Source organism: Promicromonospora sp. NPDC052451, assembly GCF_044547525.1.
In the GTDB taxonomy this organism is placed as follows: Bacteria; Actinomycetota; Actinomycetes; order Actinomycetales; family Cellulomonadaceae; genus Promicromonospora.
On sequence record NZ_JBIUAP010000019.1, the window covers coordinates 46,620 to 66,807 of the forward strand.

19 protein-coding genes are annotated in these 20,188 nt (G+C 73.9%); 7 read left to right on the plus strand and 12 right to left on the minus strand.

Annotated elements, in window-relative coordinates; all coding sequences use genetic code 11:
• Positions 1-349 precede the first annotated feature (349 nt).
• Positions 350-2,014, plus strand: a complete 1,665-nt coding sequence (locus ACIG47_RS24535) for a thiamine pyrophosphate-binding protein (RefSeq protein ID WP_397433694.1) — start codon at positions 350-352, stop codon at positions 2,012-2,014.
• Here ACIG47_RS24535 and ACIG47_RS24540 read toward each other — a convergent pair.
• Entirely contained in the window at positions 2,011-3,312 is a 1,302-nt protein-coding gene (locus ACIG47_RS24540) for an FAD-binding oxidoreductase (RefSeq protein WP_397433696.1), read from the minus strand. The two genes, ACIG47_RS24535 and ACIG47_RS24540, sit on opposite strands and share 4 nt — an antisense overlap.
• A 137-nt stretch (positions 3,313-3,449) precedes the next feature.
• Here ACIG47_RS24540 and ACIG47_RS24545 point away from each other — a divergent pair, with 137 nt between their 5' ends.
• Positions 3,450-3,971, plus strand: coding sequence for a PH domain-containing protein (locus ACIG47_RS24545; RefSeq protein WP_397433698.1), 522 nt, complete (start codon positions 3,450-3,452; stop codon positions 3,969-3,971).
• A complete protein-coding gene (locus tag ACIG47_RS24550) occupies positions 3,968-5,524 on the plus strand; it encodes a PH domain-containing protein (protein ID WP_397433699.1) in 1,557 nt (518 codons plus the stop codon). Before ACIG47_RS24545 ends, ACIG47_RS24550 begins: the two co-directional genes overlap by 4 nt.
• Before the next feature lie 4 nt (positions 5,525-5,528).
• Here the strand turns inward: ACIG47_RS24550 and ACIG47_RS24555 are convergent, their stop codons facing one another.
• The 4 genes from ACIG47_RS24555 to ACIG47_RS24570 all read right to left on the minus strand — a co-directional run bounded on the left by ACIG47_RS24555 (position 5,529) and on the right by ACIG47_RS24570 (position 8,487).
• A complete protein-coding gene (locus ACIG47_RS24555; RefSeq protein ID WP_397415498.1) occupies positions 5,529-5,846 on the minus strand; it encodes a hypothetical protein in 318 nt (105 codons plus the stop codon).
• Between the two features lie 91 nt (positions 5,847-5,937).
• Positions 5,938-6,885, minus strand: coding sequence for a diacylglycerol/lipid kinase family protein (locus ACIG47_RS24560; protein ID WP_397433701.1), 948 nt, complete (start codon positions 6,883-6,885; stop codon positions 5,938-5,940).
• A gap of 28 nt (positions 6,886-6,913) precedes the next feature.
• Positions 6,914-7,891, minus strand: coding sequence for a helix-turn-helix transcriptional regulator (locus tag ACIG47_RS24565; protein WP_397433702.1), 978 nt, complete (start codon positions 7,889-7,891; stop codon positions 6,914-6,916).
• Positions 7,892-7,911: 20 nt separating this feature from the next.
• Positions 7,912-8,487 carry a dihydrofolate reductase family protein gene (locus tag ACIG47_RS24570; RefSeq protein ID WP_397433703.1) on the minus strand — a complete coding sequence of 192 codons (576 nt, stop codon included), beginning with the start codon at positions 8,485-8,487 and terminating at the stop codon, positions 7,912-7,914.
• A 184-nt stretch (positions 8,488-8,671) separates the two neighbouring features.
• Here ACIG47_RS24570 and ACIG47_RS24575 point away from each other — a divergent pair, with 184 nt between their 5' ends.
• Positions 8,672-9,358, plus strand: a complete 687-nt coding sequence (locus ACIG47_RS24575; protein ID WP_397433705.1) for an alpha/beta fold hydrolase — start codon at positions 8,672-8,674, stop codon at positions 9,356-9,358.
• On the opposite strand, the gene ACIG47_RS24580 is transcribed toward ACIG47_RS24575, so the two are convergent.
• Positions 9,348-9,941, minus strand: a complete 594-nt coding sequence (locus ACIG47_RS24580) for a hypothetical protein (protein WP_397415486.1) — start codon at positions 9,939-9,941, stop codon at positions 9,348-9,350. The two genes, ACIG47_RS24575 and ACIG47_RS24580, sit on opposite strands and share 11 nt — an antisense overlap.
• Positions 9,942-10,063: 122 nt before the next feature.
• Between ACIG47_RS24580 and ACIG47_RS24585 the strand changes: the two genes are divergently transcribed.
• Both ACIG47_RS24585 and ACIG47_RS24590 read left to right on the plus strand, forming a co-directional pair.
• Complete coding sequence (locus ACIG47_RS24585; RefSeq protein WP_397415484.1) at positions 10,064-10,273, plus strand: EF-hand domain-containing protein; 210 nt, start codon at positions 10,064-10,066, stop codon at positions 10,271-10,273.
• A 60-nt stretch (positions 10,274-10,333) separates the two neighbouring features.
• Positions 10,334-11,494: an ROK family transcriptional regulator gene (locus tag ACIG47_RS24590; protein WP_397433706.1), complete on the plus strand. Its 1,161-nt coding sequence runs from the start codon at positions 10,334-10,336 to the stop codon at positions 11,492-11,494.
• Positions 11,495-11,522: 28 nt separating this feature from the next.
• Here ACIG47_RS24590 and ACIG47_RS24595 read toward each other — a convergent pair whose 3' ends face one another.
• The 4 genes from ACIG47_RS24595 to ACIG47_RS24610 form a co-directional block, all read right to left on the minus strand.
• The gene (locus ACIG47_RS24595; protein WP_397433707.1) at positions 11,523-13,037 is read right to left on the minus strand and encodes a glycoside hydrolase family 36 protein; all 1,515 of its coding nucleotides are present in this window, start codon (positions 13,035-13,037) and stop codon (positions 11,523-11,525) included.
• A 93-nt stretch (positions 13,038-13,130) separates the two neighbouring features.
• Positions 13,131-14,468, minus strand: coding sequence for an ABC transporter substrate-binding protein (locus ACIG47_RS24600; protein ID WP_397433709.1), 1,338 nt, complete (start codon positions 14,466-14,468; stop codon positions 13,131-13,133).
• Between the two features lie 58 nt (positions 14,469-14,526).
• Positions 14,527-15,405, minus strand: a complete 879-nt coding sequence (locus ACIG47_RS24605) for a carbohydrate ABC transporter permease (protein ID WP_397433710.1) — start codon at positions 15,403-15,405, stop codon at positions 14,527-14,529.
• Positions 15,402-16,295: a carbohydrate ABC transporter permease gene (locus tag ACIG47_RS24610; RefSeq protein WP_397433711.1), complete on the minus strand. Its 894-nt coding sequence runs from the start codon at positions 16,293-16,295 to the stop codon at positions 15,402-15,404. Before ACIG47_RS24610 ends, ACIG47_RS24605 begins: the two co-directional genes overlap by 4 nt.
• A 183-nt stretch (positions 16,296-16,478) precedes the next feature.
• On the opposite strand from ACIG47_RS24610, the gene ACIG47_RS24615 reads away from it, so the two are divergent.
• Positions 16,479-17,945 carry a DUF4832 domain-containing protein gene (locus ACIG47_RS24615; protein ID WP_397433712.1) on the plus strand — a complete coding sequence of 489 codons (1,467 nt, stop codon included), beginning with the start codon at positions 16,479-16,481 and terminating at the stop codon, positions 17,943-17,945.
• A gap of 58 nt (positions 17,946-18,003) precedes the next feature.
• On the opposite strand, the gene ACIG47_RS24620 is transcribed toward ACIG47_RS24615, so the two are convergent.
• Positions 18,004-18,849, minus strand: a complete 846-nt coding sequence (locus tag ACIG47_RS24620) for a class II fructose-bisphosphate aldolase (protein WP_397433713.1) — start codon at positions 18,847-18,849, stop codon at positions 18,004-18,006.
• Complete coding sequence (locus tag ACIG47_RS24625; RefSeq protein WP_397433714.1) at positions 18,846-20,162, minus strand: alpha-glucosidase/alpha-galactosidase; 1,317 nt, start codon at positions 20,160-20,162, stop codon at positions 18,846-18,848. The genes ACIG47_RS24620 and ACIG47_RS24625 overlap by 4 nt, the downstream gene beginning before the upstream one ends.
• Between the last annotated feature and the right edge of the window lie 26 nt (positions 20,163-20,188).

Genomic DNA, 20,188 nt, shown 5'->3' on the forward strand with positions numbered 1-20,188 from the left:
CGCCCGGACCCTGCCCGCCTGACCCTGCCCGCACGGACCCGCACGAAGGGCCGCGGCCCGGGCGTGTCGCCTCGGGCGTGTCGGCCTCCGGGAAAGGTGGTGCGCCGGGGGTGGGTTGCGCTGCGTAGACATTGTCTACACCACGCAACCCATCCCCGCGGGGCACCTTCTCCCGAGCCGCCCGGACCGCCCTCTCGACGGCCCGGCCCGTGGTTATACTCGGCGCGTCGAGGCGGATCATCTCCCGCCTGCGCTCGAAAAAGGGGCGCGCGACGGGCCCCGAACCGGACCCGCCCGGGACACATACGGACTGCACCACTCATCCGTCACTGTTCCCCCTGGAGGCCCCGTGCCCACCGTGTCCGCACACGTCGCCCGTACCGTCGCCCGTCACGTCGACCACGTCTTCGGCGTCATGGGCAACGGCAACGCCTGGTTCCTCGACGACCTCACCCGGTCCACGACCGCGCGGTTCACCGCCGTGCGCCACGAGGCCGGCGGCGTGGTGGCCGCCGACGCCTACTTCCGCGCGTCGGGCCGCATAGCCGCCGCCACCGCCACCTACGGCGCGGGCTTCACCAACGCCCTGACCGCGCTCGCGGAGGCGGCCCAGGCACGCGTCCCGCTCGTGCTGCTCACGGGCGACGAGCCCACGTCCGGCCCGCGGCCGTGGGACGTGGACCAGATCGCCCTGGCCGCCGCCGTGGGCGCGCGCACCTACACGGTGGGCCGTGCCGACGCCGCCGCCACCAGCGTCATCGCCATCGAGCACTCCCTGACCTACCGGGTGCCCGTGGTGCTGGCCATCCCCTACGACGTCGCGGCCCTGGAGGCCGGGCCCGTCCCCGACGCGCCCGAACCGGTGCTGCCTCGCCCGCTGGCCCCCGCCGGGCCCTTCGACGCCGCCGCCATCACCGACCTGGCCCGGCACCTCGCCGACGCCGAGCGTCCCCTGCTGCTGGCCGGCCGCGGCGCCTGGCTCGCGAGCGCCGGCGACGTGCTCGGGGAGCTCGCCGAGACCACGGGTGCCCTCACCACCACGACCGCCCTCGGGCGCGGGGTCTTCCCCGACGGCCGCTACGACCTCGGCGTGGCGGGCGGGTTCGGCGCGGCCGGGGCGATGGAGCTCGTGCGCGCGGCGGACGTCGTCGTCGTGCTCGGCGCGTCCCTCAACCAGTTCACGATGCGGTTCGGCGAGCTGTTCGCGCCCGGCACCCGCGTGGTCCAGGTCGACATCGCGCCCGCCGCCACCCACCGCCACGTGGGCGCTTTCGTCCGGGGCGACGCCGCCCTCGTCGCCCGCGCCCTGGTGGACGAGCTGCACGCGCAGAACGCCAAGCCGTCCGGCTGGCGCGAGACCGTGGACGTCGCCGCGGCGCGCCGTTACGACACCGGCCACGCCGACGGCCTCGCCCCCGACGGACGCCTCGACCCCCGCACCGTCGCCCACCGGCTCGCCGGGCTGCTGCCCGCCGACCGCGTCGTCGTCTCGGACGGCGGGCACTTCATCGGCTGGGCCAACATGTACTGGCCCGTCGCCTCGCCCGACCGGATGATGATGGTGGGTACCGCCTACCAGTCGATCGGCCTCGGCTTCCCGAGCGTGCCCGGCGCCGCCGCGGCCCGCCCCGACGCCACCGTCGTGCTCACCACCGGCGACGGCGGCGGCCTCATGGCGCTCGCCGACCTGGAGACCGCGGTGCGCACCGCGGGCGGCCGCGGCCTGGCCGTCGTCTGGAACGACGCCGCCTACGGCGCCGAGGTCCACGTGTACGGGCGCCAGGGGCTGGCCGAGGACCCGATGCTCATCCCCGAGACGGACTTTGCCGCGCTCGCGGCCGCCGTCGGCGCCCGGGGCGTGGTGGTGCGCACCCTGGCCGACCTGGACCGCCTGGCCGAGTGGACCGCCGAACCGGTCGCCGAGCGGCCCTTCCTGCTGCTGGACTGCCGGGTGTCCGGCTCGGTCGTCGCGCCGTACCAGGAGGAGATCCTGCGGGCGAACCGCACCCGCTAGGTCGCGGCCGGCTCGATGTTCTGGTTCAGGTGGAACACGTTGTCCGGGTCGTACCCGGCCTTGACCGCCGTCAGCCGGGCCAGCTTCTCCGGCGGGTAGGCACGGCGCACGCCGGCCGCGCCGTCGTCGCTCAGCGCGTTCACGTAGACGCCGCTGGCGAACGGCTCCATCCGGGCCGCGCTCGCCCGGGCCGCGCTCATCCGGGCGGCGTCCTCGTCCAGGTCGGTCCAGCCGGTGGCCGCGACGTACTCGAACCGGGTCTGCCGCTGGCTGAACGCGGTCTCGTCGTCCGGCACGTCGGCGATGGCGCCGCCGTAGGCCTGGAGCCCGGCCCGCACCCCCGGCTCCGTGGCGAGCAGTGCCTCGATCGCGGCCCGTGTCAGGTCCCTGACGTAGTGGCCCTTCCAGTAGCGGCGCACCGCGTGGCCCCGCGCGCTGTCCTCCCGCGTCTGGAGCTCCAGGTAGGACAGCTCGTCGACGCGGCGGGCCGCGGGTTCACCCAGCGTGTCCAGCACCTGCGCGTGCGCGCGCCCCGTGGCCGGGTCGCCCACCCAGACGAGGCCGAGCGTCACCACGCCGTCGTGCACGCCCGCGGTGTAGGTGGCGGCCCGCGGGGCGTCCCCGGCGAGGTCGCGCCACCGCTCGACCACCGGGACGGCGCCACTGACAGGGAAGTCCAGCTCCACGCCGAGCGCGCGCGTGCCCACCTCGTGCAGCCGGAGCTCGAACTCCGTGACCACACCGAAGTTTCCGCCGCCGCCCCGCAGCGCCCAGTACAGCTCCGGTCGCTCGTCGGCCGCGGCACGGACCACGTCACCGGCGGCCGTCACCACCTCGAAGGAGACCACGTTGTCGCAGGTCAAGCCGTACTGACGGGCGAGCCAGCCCATCCCGCCGCCCAGCGTGAGCCCGCCGACGCCCGTGTGCGACACGTTGCCCGCCGTCGTGGCCAGCCCGTACGGCTGCGTCGCGGCGTCGAGCGCGCCGAGCAGCGCCCCGCCCTGCACGAAGGCCCGCCTGCGCCCGGGGTCCACGCGCACCGCGCCCATCGACGTCAGGTCAATCATGAGCCCGCCGTCGGGCACGCCGTGGCCCACCACGCTGTGGCCCCCGCACCGCACGCCCACCTCCAGACCGTCGCGCCGGGCCAGGGCCAGTGCGGCGACGACGTCGGCCGCGTCCCGGCAGCGGACCACGACGGCGGGCCGGTGGTCGATCATCGCGTTCCAGACCCGTCGTGCCTCGTCGAACCCGGGGTCGCCCGGGTACCGGACGTCCAGCCCGGAGTTGGTGTCCATGCGCTCGCTCCTCCTCGACCGGGGCCTCCCGTACGGGAGCCGACGCTGGTAGGACGGCCGGGCACCGCCGGACTCATCGCGGCGGAGCGGGTGAAATGGCGTTGCCCGCCGCCGCGCCGCTTGCGAGCATGGGGGCCGTGACCACGCCGAACGTCCACGAGCGCCCGGAACCCACCCTGCGTCTGCGTCCGCCCCGGCATGCCGTGGACCCCCGGGCCGTCGGGTGGTGGACCTGGCAGATCGTGCTGTGGGCCGGTGCGCCCGTGGCGACGCTGGTCGTGCTGGGCGCGCTCATCCCGCCCGCCCGCCTGTGGCTGTTCCTCCCCGCGGGCGTGCTGGCCGCCGTGGGGCTCGCCTCCGCCCTCGCGCTCCCCCGCCTCTGGTTCCGGCACCACCGCTGGGAGGTCACCGACGAGGCCGTCTACACGCGCACCGGCTGGTTCTTCCAGGAGTGGCGGGTCGCCCCGCTGTCCCGCATCCAGACCGTCGACACGGTCCGCGGCCCCCTGGAGCAGCGGTTCGGGCTGGCGACGCTCACCGTGACGACGGCGTCCGCCCGCGGCGCCGTGAAGGTCGAGGGACTCGAGGCCGAGACCGCGGCTGCCCTCGCGGCGGACCTGACCGTCGCGACACAGGCCACGCCGGAGGACGCGACGTGACCGACGTCGAGAAGCCCGCCGACGTCGCGGCCGCCGACCCGTTCCCCGCCGACCACCCTGCCTGGCAGCGCCTGGACCGCCGGGCCGCTCTCGCTGCGACCGTCTACACGGCCGGACCGGTGCTGGGCGCGGCGCTCATCACTGCGTACTGGGTGGCGGTCGGCACCTCCGTGGGTACGGCACTCGCCTGGGTGGTGGCGCCGTCGGTGCTGGTCGTGGCCGCCGGCGCCGGCTGCGGTGAGTGGATGTGGCGCGTCACGCGCTACCGCGTCGACAACGAACGGCTCCACGTCCACACCGGCACGGTCTTCCGCAAGCGCCTGGCCCTGCGGCGCGAGCGGATCCGCTCGGTGGACCTCACGGCCGACCCGGTGCTGCGTGTGCTCGGCGTGGTCACCGTGCGCATCGGCACGGGCGAGCACGCCGGCGCCGAGGGCACGGTCACGCTCTGGCCGCTGCGGCGCGCGGCCGCCGACGCGCTGCGCACGACCCTGCTGGCGCACGCCGCGCGCGGCGGGAACAAGGGTGCGGCCGACGGCACCCTGGTCCGGTTCGACCGCCGGTGGATCCGGTACGCCCCGCTGTCCTTCCTCACCCCGACGCTCGGCGCCGCGGCCGCGGGCGGCACGCTGCAGGTGGCCGAGTGGTTCGGCATGCAGGAGCGCGTGATCATGGCCGTCGGGTCGTGGTTCGGCCTCGCACCGGTGCTGCTCGTCGCGCTCGGGCTGGCGGTGGGGCTGATCGTGGTCGGCGGCGTGGCCACGGTGGCGCTGTGGGTCGAGACCTGGTGGAACCACACCCTGGACCGCCAGGCCGACGGCACGCTGCACGTGCGGCGCGGCCTGCTCACCACGCGGTCCATCTCGCTGGAGGAGTCACGGCTGCGCGGAGTGGAGGTCGTCGAACCCCTCGCCGCGCGCCTGGCCGGCGGAGCGCGCGTCGACGCCGTCGCCACGGGGCTCACGAACAGCGAGGAGGACAAGTCGGAGAGCCGGACCCTCGTACCCGCGGTCCCCCAGGACCTCGCCGACCGCGTGGCGGCCGACGTGCTGCGCGTGCCGGGCCCTCCGCCGACGGCGGCACCGCTGACCGGGCACCCGCTCGCCGCGCGAGGCCGCCGCCTGCGCTGGTCGACCGGCACCGTGCTCGCCGTGGAGGCCGTGCTGGTGGTGCTCGGTCTGCTGCTCACGCCCGTGCTGCTGCACATCGCGTGGATCAGCGCCCTGGTCCTGCTGCCCGTCGCGGTGGTGCTCGCGCTCGACGCCTACCGCGCACTCGGCCACACGCTCACCGACAGCTACCTCGTGGCGCGCAGCGGCACGGTCCGCCGGGCGACCGTCGCGCTCCAGCGCCGGGGCATCGTGGGCTGGACCGTACGGCAGTCGGTGCTCCAGCGCCGCGCCGGACTCGTGACGGTGCTCGCCACGACCGCGGCGGGCACCGGCGCCTTCGCCGTCCGCGACGCGGACCAGACGGACGGGCTCGCCCTGGCGGACGCCGCGGTGCCCGGCCTGCTGCGCCCCTTCCTGGTCGACCCGGCGGACCGCGGCTGAGCCGTCAGACGCCGAGCTTCGCCCGCGCCATCGCCACGACCTTGCCCACGTTCAGGCTCCACCCCACGCCGAACACGCGTGGCCCCACGACGTGCTCCGCCTCGGGGTTCCAGAGTCGCTCGCGGGCCCGTTCGAGGGTCGGGAAGCGGAACTCGTAGGGCACCACGGACGCGACCTTGCCGTGCCAGGTGCGCTCCTCCTCGGGCGTGCGCAGCTCCTTGACCACGGCTGCGGCGGTCAGCGCGATCGCCGCCAGCGTGATCAGCCGGCGCAGTCCCCCGCCGCGGTGCTTCGTGTGCTCGGTGCTGCTGGTGCGTCCCATCGTGGCCCTCCGTGCTCTCGGTCGCTCGTCGTCGGCCCCCTGCGACCCATCTTGGGCCATCGGCGGGCGGCGCACCCGGTGAGCGCGCCGGTCAGCGCACCCGCACCGCTCCCGCCTGGACGGTGACGTCCGCCCGGCGGGCCTCGCCGAGGTCCTCGCCGTCGATCTCGAACACGCGCGGCTCCGCGAGCTCCACCCGCAGGGTCCGGACGCGCCGGTGGGTCGTGCTCTGGCTGCTCTCGGCACTCCCGCCGCCCGTGGCGAGGCGCTTGATCCCGTTGTCCCAGACCAGGTTGCGCAGCGTGTCGGCCCACCCTGCCGCGCCGTCGGCGCTCAGCAGCAGCAGGTCGAGCTCGCCGTCGCCGGGGTCGGCGTCGGGCAGGAGGTTGAGGCCGCCCTGGAGGGTGCCGCAGTTGCCCACCAGGAGCGTGTGCACGTCGTCCTGGCCGCGCGGCTCGTCGTCGGCCGTGAGGTGGACCTCCAGGGGCTCGCTCGCCGTCACCGCACGCCCCAGGGACTCCACGTAGGCCAGCCAGCCCACCTTGTCCTTGAGGTCGTCGTCGGTCTCGGTGATCATGTGCGCGTCGAGCCCGAACCCGGCCATGACCGCGAACGCGTGCCGTGCGGTGCCACCGGCGAGCTCGACCTCCAGCCAGCCCAGGTCCAGGGTGCGCGCGTCGCCGGTGAGCGCGCGCAGGAAGGCCCCGGTCACGTCACCCAGGGGCACGCCCAGGTTGCGGGCCAGGAGGTTGCCGGTGCCGAGCGGCACGATGCCCAGCTCCACGTCGGCGCCACTCTGCCCGAGGTGCTCGGCGACCGCCCGGACCGTCCCGTCGCCGCCGGCCACCACGAGCACGTCCGCCCCGGCCTCGACCGCCTCGGCGGCCACGCCCTGGCCGGCGTCGTCCTCGCTGGTCTCGAACCACCGGACCTCGGGCTCGGCCCCGGCGGCCTGTACGGCGTCGTCCAGGGCGGAGGCGAGGTCCGCCCGGCTCGTCTTGGCCGGGTTCCAGATGATGCCGACACGTCGCGGGGTCATGACGGCATGCTCGCACAGCAGCTCCCGGTCAACGACCCGGGGCCTGCGGCCCGTCGGCGGCCTCCGCGACGGCGGCCGCCAGCCGCTCCGCCAGCGCCCCGACGGCCGCCCGCAGCTCGGGGCCACCCTCGACGCGGAACGCGAACGGCACGCTCGCCAGCCACTCCTGGGCGTACATCGCGGGGTTCCGGGTGCTGCCCACCAGGACGCACCGGTCGCCCACGGCCTCCAGCCGGCCCATCTGGGCCCCGACCCAGGGCGCGACGTCGGCGAGGGGCGCGTCGAAGACGACGCGCGTGGCGAACTGCCACCCGGTGCCCAGGTGCTCCTCCAGCGCGGCGACGGGGTCGAGCCCGTCGGGCGGCGTGAAGGCGGTGGTCGTGCGCTCGACGGCGCGCACCCGGTCCACCCGGTAGGTACGGACCGCGCCGGCCCGGTGGGAGTGGCACAGCAGGTACCACCGCCCGTACCGGACCACCACGGCCCACGGGTCCACCTCGGCCACCCACTCGCTGCCAGACTCGCCACGGTAGGTGACCAGCACCCGCCGGCGGGCGGCCACGGCCGCGACCAGGTCGCTGGTGACGGCGGTGTCCGGGCGCGCCGCGTACCGGTCCGGTGCGGCCGAGGCGTGCTCGCGCAGCGTGGCCGCCTGCCGGCCCACGTCCTCGGGCAGGGCGCGGATCACCTTGCCCAGCGCGGTGCCGACCAGGTCGTCGGCCTCCGGGTGGGCGTGCAGCACGGCCATGACGAGTCCGAGCGCCTCGGTCTGGGTGAACATGACCGGCGGCAGCCGGGTGCCCCGGCCGAGCCGGTACCCGCCGTGCGGGCCGCGGGCCGACGTGACCGGCACCCCGGCCTCGCGCAGGATCTCGACGTACCGGCGGGCGGCACGCTCGGTGACGCCCAGCCGGTCGGCGAGCTCGTTCGCCGTCGTACCGGGGCGGGTCTGGAGAACCTCCAGGGCGCGCAGCGCGCGGGCGGTGGGACTGGTCTCGGACGGCACGTCACCACCCTAGGAGCAGGCTAGGGGCGCACCACCTCGAGGATCTGCTTCTGCACGCCGTTCTTGTAGACCTCGTGCTCCACCAGGTCGAGCTTCTGGGCCGGCTTGTCGGCGTCGCTGAACAGCGGCTTGCCCTGGCCCAGCAGCACGGGGAAGACCAGCAGGTGGTAGGCGTCGATCAGGCCGGCGTCGGCCAGCGCGCGGGTCAGCGACACGCTGCCGTGCACCTGGAGCTCGCCGTCGCCGCTCTCCTTGAGCCGGGCGACGTCGTCCAGCGAGCGCAGGATCGTGGTCTCGCCCCAGTTGCCGACGAGGTCGTCCTCGGTCAGCGTCGTCGACACCACGTACTTGGGCAGCACGTTGTAGCGCGGGAACTCCTCCATGTCCGGCCAGACGGGCGCGAACATCTGGTAGCTGGCACGCCCGAGCAGCAGCCCGGCGGCCTCCTCCTGCTCCGTGGCCTTGAGCTCGTAGGCCTCGGGGGCGGGCGCGACGACCTTGAAGGTCCACGCGGTGTCGTGCAGCTCGGGGTCGCCGCCGGTCGGGTCGACCTTGCCGTCGAGCGAGACGAAGTGCGTGGCGACGATGGTGCGCATGGGGGATCTCCTTGTCTGGGGCCGGCCTGGAGCCGGGGGTCCGCGTGGTGCGGTTCTCCCAGGATCAGACGAGCGGGACCAGAAAACTCATCGGCGTCATGATCCGGAAGTAGAACGTCCGGAACTGGTTCTACCGTGGAGCTCAGGCGGCCCGCCGGGCCGCGACTCACGACGGGAGAGAACCATGGACATCCTGCTCATCGGCGGCCTCTGGCTCGACGCCTCGGCCTGGGACCGTGTGGTCCCCGAGCTCGAGAGCCTCGGGCACCGACCGGTAGCGGTCGCGCTGCCGGGCCAGGGCGACGGGACCACGTCGGCCACGCTGGACGACCAGGTCGCCGCGGTGCTGGCCGCCGTCGACGCAGCGCCCGGGCGGCCGCTGGTCGTGGGGCACTCGGCCGCCTGCACGCTGGCCTGGCTCGCCGCGGACGCCCGGCCGGAGGCGGTGGCGGGAGTGGTGCTGGTCGGCGGCTTCCCGTGGGACGACGGCAAGCCGTACGCCGACCTGTTCGAGATCACGGACGGCGTCATGCCGTTCCCGGGCTGGGGCCCGTTCGAGGGGCCGGACTCGGCGGACCTCGACGAGGCGACGCGCGCCACCCTGGCGGCCGCCGCGGTCCCCGTGCCGGCGGGAGTGGCCCGGGGCGTGGTGCGCCTGCGCGACGAGCGCCGGTTCGACGTGCCGGTCACCGTCGTGTGCCCGGAGTTCTCGCCGGCGCAGGCACGCGAGTGGATCGACGCGGGCGACGTGCCGGAGCTGGCCCGGGCCAAGCACCTCGACCTGGTCGACCTGGACTCGGGGCACTGGCCGATGTTCACCCGCCCGGCGGAGCTGGCCCGCCTCCTGTCGGAGGCGAGCGTCAGCGCCTGACGCCGAGGGACCGGAGCTCCAGGTCGGCCAGCCTGCGCACGACGTCGGCATCGCCGTCGCGCCAGGCCGTCAGGGGGTCCGGCGAGACGCGGGCCAGGGCGCGCGGCGGCTGGTTGGTCAGGGCACGCAGGGCCAGCAGGGCCGGGTCCACCGCGAGCAGCCGCCGCCCCGCGCTCGCGCGACGCACGAACCGCACCCGCAGCGGCACGTACAGCACGGCCACCAGCAGCACGGGCACGAGGAACACCGCCAGGCCGGCGAGCAGCGCCACGTCGGCCACCGTCTCGGCCTGGGCGCGGCCGGCGGCGGCCAGGCTCTCGGCCGCGTCCGCGGCCCCGCGGAAAGGGGCCGCCAGGTCGTCACCCACGCCGGGGATGCCGTCGATGCGGCCCTCGACGTCGTGGAACCGGCCGGCCATCTCGTCGGCCGCCGACGCCGTCTCGCGGCCCGGCCGGCCCAGCACCTCGATCGCGTCCCGGGCCTGGAGCCCGGCCCACCCCCAGCCCGCGACCCACGCGAGCAGGAGCAGGTCACCCAGCACCTGCCGGGCGCACCGCGCGGGCGCGGCCGCGTACAGCCTCATGTCTGCTCCTCCGGACGACGACGGGCGGCACGCCGCACCGTACCCGACATTCGGGGCACATCTGGATGGATCTGTGGTTGCATGTCCGCGACCGATGTCCCCCGTGCGGAAGGTACGACCCCATGACTGCCGATGACGAGCTCACCCGGACCTTCGTCGAGTTCGACGGCGACGGCGACGGCCGCATCACCGCCGACGAGTTCCGCCAGGCCATGGCGACCCGCGGCGAGGAGACGAGCGACAAGGACCTGGAGCAGATCTTCGGCAAGGCCGACCACGACCAGGACGGCCGCATCGACCTCGCCGAGTTCACGCAGGCCTGGGACGCCTGAACCCTGCCCGGGCGGCGGACCGGTTGCGCCGCCGCCCGCGAGGCGGGAGAGGATGGGCCCGTGACGAAGCGCGAGCAGCCCCAGGTCCGTGACCTCAACCTCGTGCGCACCTTCCGCGAGGTCCGCGCGGGTTCCGGGTCGACGACGACCGAGCTGGTGCGCGCCACGGGCCTGTCCCGTCCGAGCATCAACTCCCTGGTCGCCGAACTGACCGACCTGGGCTGGGTGGTGGCCGTCGAACCCGTCCCGAACGGGCAGGGCGGCCGCCCGCCGCAGCGTTTCCGCTTCCACGCCGAGCGGGGCCGCCTCCTCGGCGTCGACATCGGCGTGCACCGGATCAGCGCCGTGCTGACCGACCTCGCCGGGACCGTCCTGGCCGGCCACGAGCTCGCCGTCGAGCCGACGGCGGCACCGCCCCGCCGGCTGGAGACGCTCGACGTCGTGGTCGAGGCCGTGCTGGCAACCGCCGACGTGACGCCGGACGCGGTCTGGTCGGTCGCCGCCGCCGTGACCGGGCCGGTCGACGCGCACGGACGCACCTCGATGGTGAGCCCGCTGCCCGGCTGGGCGGAGGTGGACCTCGTGGGACACCTCGGCCGCCGGTTCACCTGCCCGGTGCAGGTGGAGAACGACGTCAAGGTGGCACTGCTCGCCGAGCACGAGTGGGGCGCGGTGCGCGGCGCCCGCGACGTCGTGTACATCCTCGCCGGGCTGCGCACGGGCGCGGCGGCGCTCGTCAACGGCCGCCTCGTGCGTGGCCACGGCGGTGCGGCGGGCGAGATCGGCGCCCTGCCCGCCGTCCGCTGGCTCACCGCGCTCGACGGGCTGCAGGGCCACTCCGGCATGCCCGCCGGGCTCCGGGAGAGCGAGCGGTCGGCGTGGACGTTCCAGCAGGCCCGGCAGGGTGACGCCGAGGCGCGCGAGCTGGTGTGGCAGTACGCGCGCGACCTCGCCACGGGCGCCGCCGCCGTGGTGCTCACGCTCGACCCGGAGGTCGTGGTGCTCGGCGGCGGGAACACCCCGTGGGCGGACCTGTGGGGCGCGGAGTTCGGCGCGATGCTGAGCAAGAGCGTGGTGCGGATGCCCCGGGTCACCGTGTCGTCGCTGGGCGGCGACCACGTGGCCCGGGGCGCGGTGCGGCTCGCGATGGTCGACGTCGAGCGGACCTTCTACACCGAGAAGGTGCTCCGGGCCGAACGTCCGCTCGCCGCGCGGGCCTGACGCCGCCCGACGGCTAGATCGGGTACGGCTAGATCGGGTACGGCGCCGACCCGCCGTCGATCGCGGGCGCGAAGTCCACCAGGCGGGAGCCGATCCGGTAGCGGTAGCGGCCCACCCGCTCGGTGGCCGGCGCGCCGGCGAGGAACTCGCGCAGCGCCGGCAGGTCGGCCGGCTCGATCCACTCCGGCGGGTCGGAGACCGCCCGGAAGGCCGAGAGCAGCGCACAGTCGCGCAGCCACCCCATCTGCTCGTCGCTCAGCAGGTTGCGCCGGCGACGGAAGTACACGACGTCGGGGTCGATCCCGATCAGCCCGCGCAGCCAGAGCCGGTTGACCCCGTTGAAGACGGCGTTGCGCGCCATGGCGTCCGACGGGTCGTCGCTGGCGTAGTTGTCCCACATGGGCGCCACGTCCGGGCCGGTGCGCACGGCGTTCAGCACGCCGAGCGACGGGAAGACCGGCGCACCGGACCCGAGCAGGTACACGTCCGGCCCCACCGCGTCCCGCACGGCCTGGATCGCGGACCGGTAGGCGGCCTCGCGGTCGACGTCCTCGGCCCGCACCCCGGCCACCGCGCCGGCGTTGACGAAGTCGAGCTTGAGGTAGGTGAAACCCCAGTCGTGCACCACCCGGGACACCGTCTCCACGAGCATCTCCCGGGCGTCCGGCCGCGTGAAGTCGAACGTGTGGTAGTGACTGCCCCAGTTCGACCCGGCACGGACCGGGGCGCCGTCGGCGTCGCGCAGCAGCATCTGCGGGTTGCGCCGCACCACCCGGGAGCCGGGCAGCGCGATGAACGGCGCGACCCACAGACCGGGCCGCATGCCGTGGTCGGTGATCATGGCCGCGGCATCCTTCATCCCGGCGGCGAACTTCTCGTTGGGCGTCCAGTCGCCGACCATCTGCTCCCAGCCGTCGTCGATCTGCACGGTGTCGAACCCCAGCTCCGGCAGCTGCGGCACGATCTTGTCGAGGTCGGCCCGCGAGACCGTCTCGTAGAGGGAGTACCAGGAGGACCAGACGGTCCCCGGGTCCTGGTCCAGCACGCCGTAGCGGTCCGCGAGCAGGTCCCGGTACCGCGTGAAGACGGCGTCCTCCGCGCCCGACAGCAGCACCCAGGTGGCCGGCCGGCCCGTCTCGGTCCAGGCAGCGAGCACGTCCCGGTCGGCGTGCAGGCGGGGCGTGTCGCCCTCCAGGCAGCCCAGCAGGTACGCGGCCGAGCCGTCCGTGACGCTGATCAACCAGGACGAGTGGTGGCGCAGCGGGTCGTCCCACCCGGTGTCGTCGGCCGTCTGCCGGCGCCGGGGGTCGGCGACGCGCAGCGGCGCCTGGGCGAGCCCGCGCCACCCGGTGGGCGACCAGGAGTTCTGGCCGTTGCGGTAGACGTCGCCCTCGGCGAGACCGTGCAGCACCGACACCCGGGACGCGGCGAGGTAGGTCTCGGTCACCCCGGTGCCCCCGGGCGGGCTCGCCCAGCCCGGCCGTTCGGCGTGCACCGTGCCCTCCACGCGCATCGGGACGGTGGCCAGGGGTACAGCGGACATGCGGTCTCCTCGGGAAGCAGGGAAAGGGACAGGAAGGACGGCGCAGGGACGGCGGGAGCGACCCGGGCTCCCGCCGTCCGCGCGCTCCGCCGGCTACTCGAACAGCGCCTCGACGGCGGCGTCGGCCTCCGCCAGCCGCTGGGCCGGGTCGGCGCCCTGGGCGATGGCCTGCATGGCGTCCTGGACGATCGTGTTCACCTCGGCCGCGTTGGCGAACGCGGGGATCGCGAAGGTCTCCCCCGCGTCCGCCACGCCCACGAACGCGGACGAGTCGTACCCCTGGGCCTCGCGGGCCGCGAGCGCCGCGTCGGTGCCGGAGCTGAGTGCGGGAAACACCAGGCCTGCCTCGCCCACGGTGTCCTGGCACTGCGCGGAGGCCAGGTACTCGACCCAGGCGAAGGCCTCGTCGGGGTGCTCGGTGCCGGCCCACACGGAGTCGGCCAGGCCGTTGGTGGCCGCGGTGCGCCCCTGTGGCCCCTCGGGCACCGGGGCGAACGCGAGGTCGAGGGGCGAGCCCTCGGCGAGGTAGGTGGACGCCGTCCACGAGCCCGTGATGGTGGAGGCGGCCTTGCCGCTGGTCATCACGGCCTCGGTACCGAGCGTGGACTGCTCGTCGAAGGGCGGCGCGTACCCGTCCTCGATGAGCCCCTGGAGCCATGTGGCGGTCTCGACCAGCGGCTCGGAGTCGAAGTTGAACGTGGTCGGTGCGCCCTCGTCGTCGCTGTAGGTGAAGCCGTTGGAGTGCGCGAAGTTGCCCCAGCCGTTCTGCCCCACGGCGCCGTCGGCCCACTCGGGGTAGTAGCCGTAGCGGACCACGTCGTCCTTGTCGTAGTCCGGGTCCAGGCCGGTGCGGCCGGCGGAGTCGAGCGACATGGCCCGGACCAGCTCCTCGAAGGTGCCGCCGTCGTCCGGGTTCCAGGTGAGCGTGCTCAGCTCCTGCTCCGTGAAGCCGGCTTCCTCGGCTGCCTCGGTGTCGTAGAGCACGGCCACGGTGTCCCAGTCCTTGGGCAGACCGTAGCGCTTGCCGTCGAGCACCCACCGTTCGGCGAGACCCGGCTTCACGGAGTCCAGGTCGACGTCGGAGGCCTCGACGCGGTCGGTGAGGTCCAGGAGCTGGTTGTTCTGGACGAACTGGAGGTAGTAGGAGATCTGGTTGGTGAAGACGTCCGGGGCGGTGCCCGCGGTGATCTGGGTGCTGAGGTTCTGCCAGTACTGGGCCCACCCGGTCTGCGTGATCTGCACGGTGATCCCGGGGTGAGCGGCGTGGAAGTCGTCGGCGCACTGCTGGTAGAGCGGGAGCTGGGTGTCGTCCCAGAGCCAGTAGTCGATGGTGACGGCGCCACCGGCGGCGTCGTCGCCACCGGAGGAGCACGCGCCGAGCGTCAGCAGCGACGCGGCGCAGAGCGCGGCGAGTGCCGTGGTCCTTCTCATGATGGGTCCTTTCCGTCGAACGAAGGTCGTTCGGTCCGTGGGGCGGCGCGGGGTGCGCCTACTTGCCGCCGGAGAAGTTGAGGGACTCGACGAGCTGTCGTCCGAGGAGGACGAGCAGGAGCAGCACCGGGAGCACGGACAACGTGGCGCCGGCCATGAGGCCGGTCCAGTCGGGGGCCGTGTTGGGTGACTGCTGCTGGAAGACGCCGAGCGCGACGGTCAGCACCCGGGTCGCCTCGGAGTTCCCCGCGACCAGCGGCCACAGGTAGTCCTTCCACATGCCCACCAGCGTGATGAGCATCATCGTGGCGACGGGTCCGCGGCTCATCGGCAGCGCGATGCGCCAGAACCGGCCGAGGCTGCCGACGCCGTCGAGCATCGCCGCCTCCTCGACCTCGCGCGGCAGGGAGAGGAAGAACTGGCGCAGGAAGAAGATGGTGAACGGGCTCATGAGCACGGCGGGCGCGACGAGGCCGACCATGGTGTTCAGCAGCCCGAGCTCGCGCAGCAGGGCGAAGTTCGGCAGCAGCGTGAAGATGCCGGGCACCATGAGCCCCGCCAGCACCACGCCGAACAGGACGTCGCGGCCCGGGAAGCGCAGACGGGCGAAGGCGTAGGCCGCCGCCGCGCACGACAGGATCTGCAGCACGGCGACCGAGCCGGCGTAGACGAGCGAGTTGACGGTGTACCGCACGAAGTCGATGGCGGCGCCGGTACCGCCGGCCGCGACTGCCTCCTCGACGCTGGTCAGGCCCAGCACCCGCTGGAAGTTGATCAGCGTGGGGTCGCCGGGCCAGAGCAGCCCGGCGTCCTCGACCAGCGATGCCGCCGGGGTCAGGGCCGTACGCACCATCCAGTAGAAGGGGAACACGGTGGCGACGACCGCGGCGGCCACGGCCAGCCAGGCGACGACGCGGCCGGGCCTGACGGCGCTCATGACAGGTCCGACCGATCGGCGCGCATGAGGCGCATCTGCACGTAGGTCAGGGCGCCGAGGATGACGACCAGCAGGAGGGCGATCGCCGAGGCGTAGCCCATCTTGTAGAACGAGAAGGCCTGCTGGTAGATGTAGTAGTAGATGACGCGGACCTCGGGGATCGGGTTGTTGCCGTAGCCCACCTGGACCAGGTCGAACACCTGGAACGACCCGATGAGCGAGACCACGAGCACGAGCGCGAGCACGGGCCGGATCAGGGGCAGCGTCAGCCGGAAGAACATCCGGGTCTCGCCGGCGCCGTCCAGGGCCCCGGCCTCGTAGAGCTCGGCGGGCACCTGCAGCATCCCGGCGTACAGGAGCAGCGCGGTGTAGCCCAGGCCCGACCAGACCGAGATGACCACGACGATCCAGAGCGCGGCGTCCGGGTTGTAGAAGGTGACGCCCTCGATGCCCACGGCGTCGAGCAGGTTCTTCAGGAAGCCCACGTTGGCGTCCAGCAGCCAGCCCCAGATCAGCGCGATCGCGACGTTGGGCACCAGCCAGGGCAGCAGCAGGAGCGAGCGCACCCAGGTGCGCAGGCGCAGTCGCTGCATCAGCGCGGCGAGCGCCAGCGCGAGCACCAGCATGATCGCGAGGTTGCCCACGGCGAAGACGGCGGTGATGCGCAGCGAGGTCCAGACCTGCTCGTCGGCCGCCAGGGTGCGGAAGTTGTCGGCGCCCACGAAGCCCGGCTCGTTGAGCAGGTTGAAGTCCGTCATCGAGTACCAGGCGCCGCGCAGGGTCGGGTACACGTAGAAGACGGCGAACCCGGCCAGGGCGGGCAGCAGCAGGACGGCGGCAGCGACGGCGTCGGACCGGCGCGTCCTGCCCTGCCCGAGTGCTCTCGGCATCATCGGCGGCATCACTCTCGGCATCACTCTCGGCATCGAGAACCTTCCCCTCGTGGGCGTGGTCCACCGTGGACCAGGGGTTAGGCAAGCAGTATGACAAGGTTCTGTCAACCCTCTTGCATAACCTGCGCGGCCCTGCTGTGATGGTCGCGTCGTGATCCATCCGGTCAGAGAGGACTGTCGATGTCATCAGCACGCACAGCACCCCGCCTGCTCGCGGGCGCGCTGGCGCTCGGTACGGCGATCAGCACGGCGCTCCTGGGCGCCGTCGCCGTGCCCCAGCCCGCCGACGCCCGCCCCCGCCCGCACGCCACCAGCACCGTGAACCTCGAACCGACGGCGGCCCTGGCGGACAACCCGCTCAAGGGCTTCCTGCCGTTCGCGCCCGAGCCGGGCCAGACCCTCGACGCCGCGGACCCGGCGTTCCCGCACACGCTGGAGTGGTTCTACCTGCCGGTGAATGCCGTGGTCACGGGCGAGGACACCTACGACTGGACACGGGTGGAGGCCTACCTCGACAGCATCGCCGGGCGCGGCCACCAGTCGGTGCTCCGCTTCTACCTCGACTACCCCGGCCGCCCCACGGGGGTGCCCGGCTACCTGCTGGGCCCGGACGGGATCAGCCAGGAGCGGCGCTACGACTTCTGGGACAACAACGGGACCAGCTTCTCCCCCGACTACGACGACCCACGCGTGGTCGACCTGATCACCGGCTTCATCGCGGCCCTGGGGCAGCGGTACGACGGCGACCCGCGCATCGCCTACCTCACTGCCGGCCTGGTCGGCTTCTGGGGCGAGGACCACACCTACCCGATGAACGGGATCGTGGAGCCGACCAACCCCGACGGCGTCGACTGGATGCCCTCGACCGCCACCCGCGAGGCGATCTGGGACGCCTGGGACGCCGCGCTCGACGAGACGTGGCTCCAGGCCCGCTACCCGTCGGCCGCCGTCGCCGGGCACGGGTTCGGGCTGCACGACGACTCGTTCGCGTACGCGACCCTGCCCACCACGGACTGGCACTTCCTGTCCCAGGTGCAGGCCGCCGGGATGGGCGAGGCCTGGCGCACGGTGCCGATCGGCGGCGAGCTCTACCCGCCGCTGCAGACGTGCATCTTCGCCCAGCCGCTGGACTGCCCGGACGCGGCCGAGGAGATCGCCACCGGCCGCGACTACGACGTCGCCGGCGCCACCGCGGCGTCGCATGCCACCTGGATCATCAACCACCAGGCCTGGGCCACGGGCTACGACGCCGACGACCGCCCCCGCGCGATCGCGGCGGCCGCCGCCCTCGGCTACGACCTGACGGCCACGCAGGCCACCGTGACCACCGGGGGCGGCCGGACGGCGGTCTCGCTCACGCTCGCCAACCGCGGCGTCGCGCCGTTCTACGGCGACTGGCCCGCCGAGCTCGCCGTCCTGGACGACGACGGCACGGTGCTCGCCCGCACCGCCGTCGACGCCGACCTACCGAGCATCCAGCCCGGTACGAGCCGGACCCTGGAGGCGACCCTGCCGGGCGGCATGTCCGGCGGCACGCTCGCTCTCCACGTGCCGAACGTCATGCCGGGCGGCGCCCCGCTGCGCTTCGCCAACACCACCCAGGACGCGGACGCCGAGGGCTACCTCACCCTCACGACCATCCCCTGACCGTCGAGTGCTGGATGTTCGCCCTCCTGACGTCCCGAGAAGGGCGAACATCCAGCACTCAACGAAGGGCCGTGGCCAGGTCCGCGACGGTGTCCCGGATCGCCGCGCGCGCCGGGGTCAGGTACTTGCGCGGGTCGGTGACGTTCTGGTCGCCCGCCAGGTACTGCCGCACCTGGGCCGTGTAGCCCACGTTGAGCGCCGTGCCCACGTTGATCTTGCGGATCCCCGCGGCGATCGCCGCCCGGAGCGCCGGCACCGGCACGCCCGAGGAGCCGTGCAGCACCAGCGGCACCCGCAGGCGCTCCGCGAGGCGTGCGACCAGGTCGAGGTCGAGCTCGGCGGTCGCCGTCGTCATCGCGTGCGAGCTGCCCACGGCGACCGCGAGGCCGTCCACCCCGGTTCGCTCCACGAACGACGCCGCCTCCTCGGGGTCGGTGCGCACGCCTGGCGCATGGGCGCCGTCCTTGCCGCCGATCTCGCCGAGCTCGGCCTCGATCCACAGTCCCTGGCCGTGACCGGCCCCGGTGAGGTCCGCCGTCGTGGCGACGTTGTCCTCGTAGTCGAGGTGGGCGGCGTCGACCATGAGCGACGAGATGCCGAGCCGCCCCGCCTGGGCGACCACCGACCGGGCGAGCGCGTCGTCCTGCACGTGGTCCAGGTGCACCGACAGCGGCACGCCGGCCGAGGCCGCGACCTCCCGGCACGCCGCGACCAGGGCCGCCATCCGCCCGCCGTGGAACCGCACCGCGTTCTCGCTCACCTGGAGGATGCCGGGCGTACCCGCCGCCTCCAGCCCTTCGGCGATGCCCTCGGCGTGCTCGAGCGTGATCACGTTGAACGCGAGCACGGCGCCGCCCGCGCGGGCGGCGTCCGCCACGAGGTCGCCCGTGCGCGCCGGCGTCACAGGACGCCCGCCGGGACGGGAGCCCGCAGCGCCTCGGGCAGCAGGTCGCCGTGCGCGGTGGTCAGCTCGTCGCACAGGGCCCAGATCTGCTCCGGGGTCAGTGTGGAGGCCGTGTTCGGGTCCATCAGCGCGGCCTGGCGCACCAGGAGCGGGTTTCCCGTGCGAGCCGCCTCCACCGTGAGCCGGCCCACCGAGACGTACGCCTGGTTCACGGCTGCGCACTGGATCGGCAGCGCGCCCATCGCGACCGGCGCCACGCCGTCGGCGTCCACCACGGCGGGCACCTCGACGACGGCGTCCTGGCCCAGGTTGTCGATGAGCCCGCGGTTGGGCACGTTGACGTGGATCTCCCGGCGCGTGCCGGTCACCAGCGAGTGGATGATCTGCGGCGCGTACTCGCTCGCGCCCTCCTCCAGCTCCAGGTCGCCGCCCGCGGCGAGCGTCTGCCGCGCCCGCTCCAGCTCGGCGAGGTTCTCCCGGCTGATGCCCACGTACTCCAGCGGCTGGAGCCGGTAGCGCTCGATCTGCGCGTCCGAGCGCAGGAACCACGACAGGTACTCCGAGGAGTGCTCGCTCGTCTCCGTCGGGTAGTAGCCGATGCGGCGGAAGATCTCGACGCGCACGCGGCGCTCCAGCTCCGGGTCGGCCGCGATGCGCTCGCGCAGCAGCGGGTACAGGTCCCGCCCCTGGTGCTCCCACTCCAGCAGCCACGCCTGGTGGTTGACGCCCGCCGCACGGTAGCGGGTCTCCTCCACCGGCACGCCCACGAGCTCCGCGAGGTCGTGCGCCGTCCAGTAGACGCTGTGGCACAGACCCGCGACCTTGAGCTCCGGGGCCACCACGGACAGCCACCAGACGTTCATCGCCATCGGGTTGGTGTAGTTCAGCAGCCACGCGTCCGGGCACAGCTCGCGCATGTCCGCCGCGAGCGCCGTCAGCACGGGGAAGGTCCGCAGGGCGCGGAAGATGCCGCCCACGCCGGTCGTGTCACCGATGGTCTGGCGCAGCCCGTACCGCTCGGGGATCTGAAGGTCCTTGTACGTGGCCTCCACGCCACCCACCTGGATCATGTTGATCACGAAGTCGGCGCCCTCCAGCGCCGTCCGCCGGTCCGCGCTCGCCACGACGGTCGCCCGCCCGCCGAGCTGCCGGTCCACCTGCCGGGCCGTCGCCTCGGCGATCCCCAGCCGTTCGGGGTCGATGTCGTGGAGCACGAGGCGGGCGTCCGCAAGCTCGGGGAAACGCAGGATGTCGGCGACGAGCTGCCGGGTGAAGACGACGCTCCCGGCGCCGATGAACGCGATGCTGACCATGGCGTCGATCATCCGTGGGCTCGCGC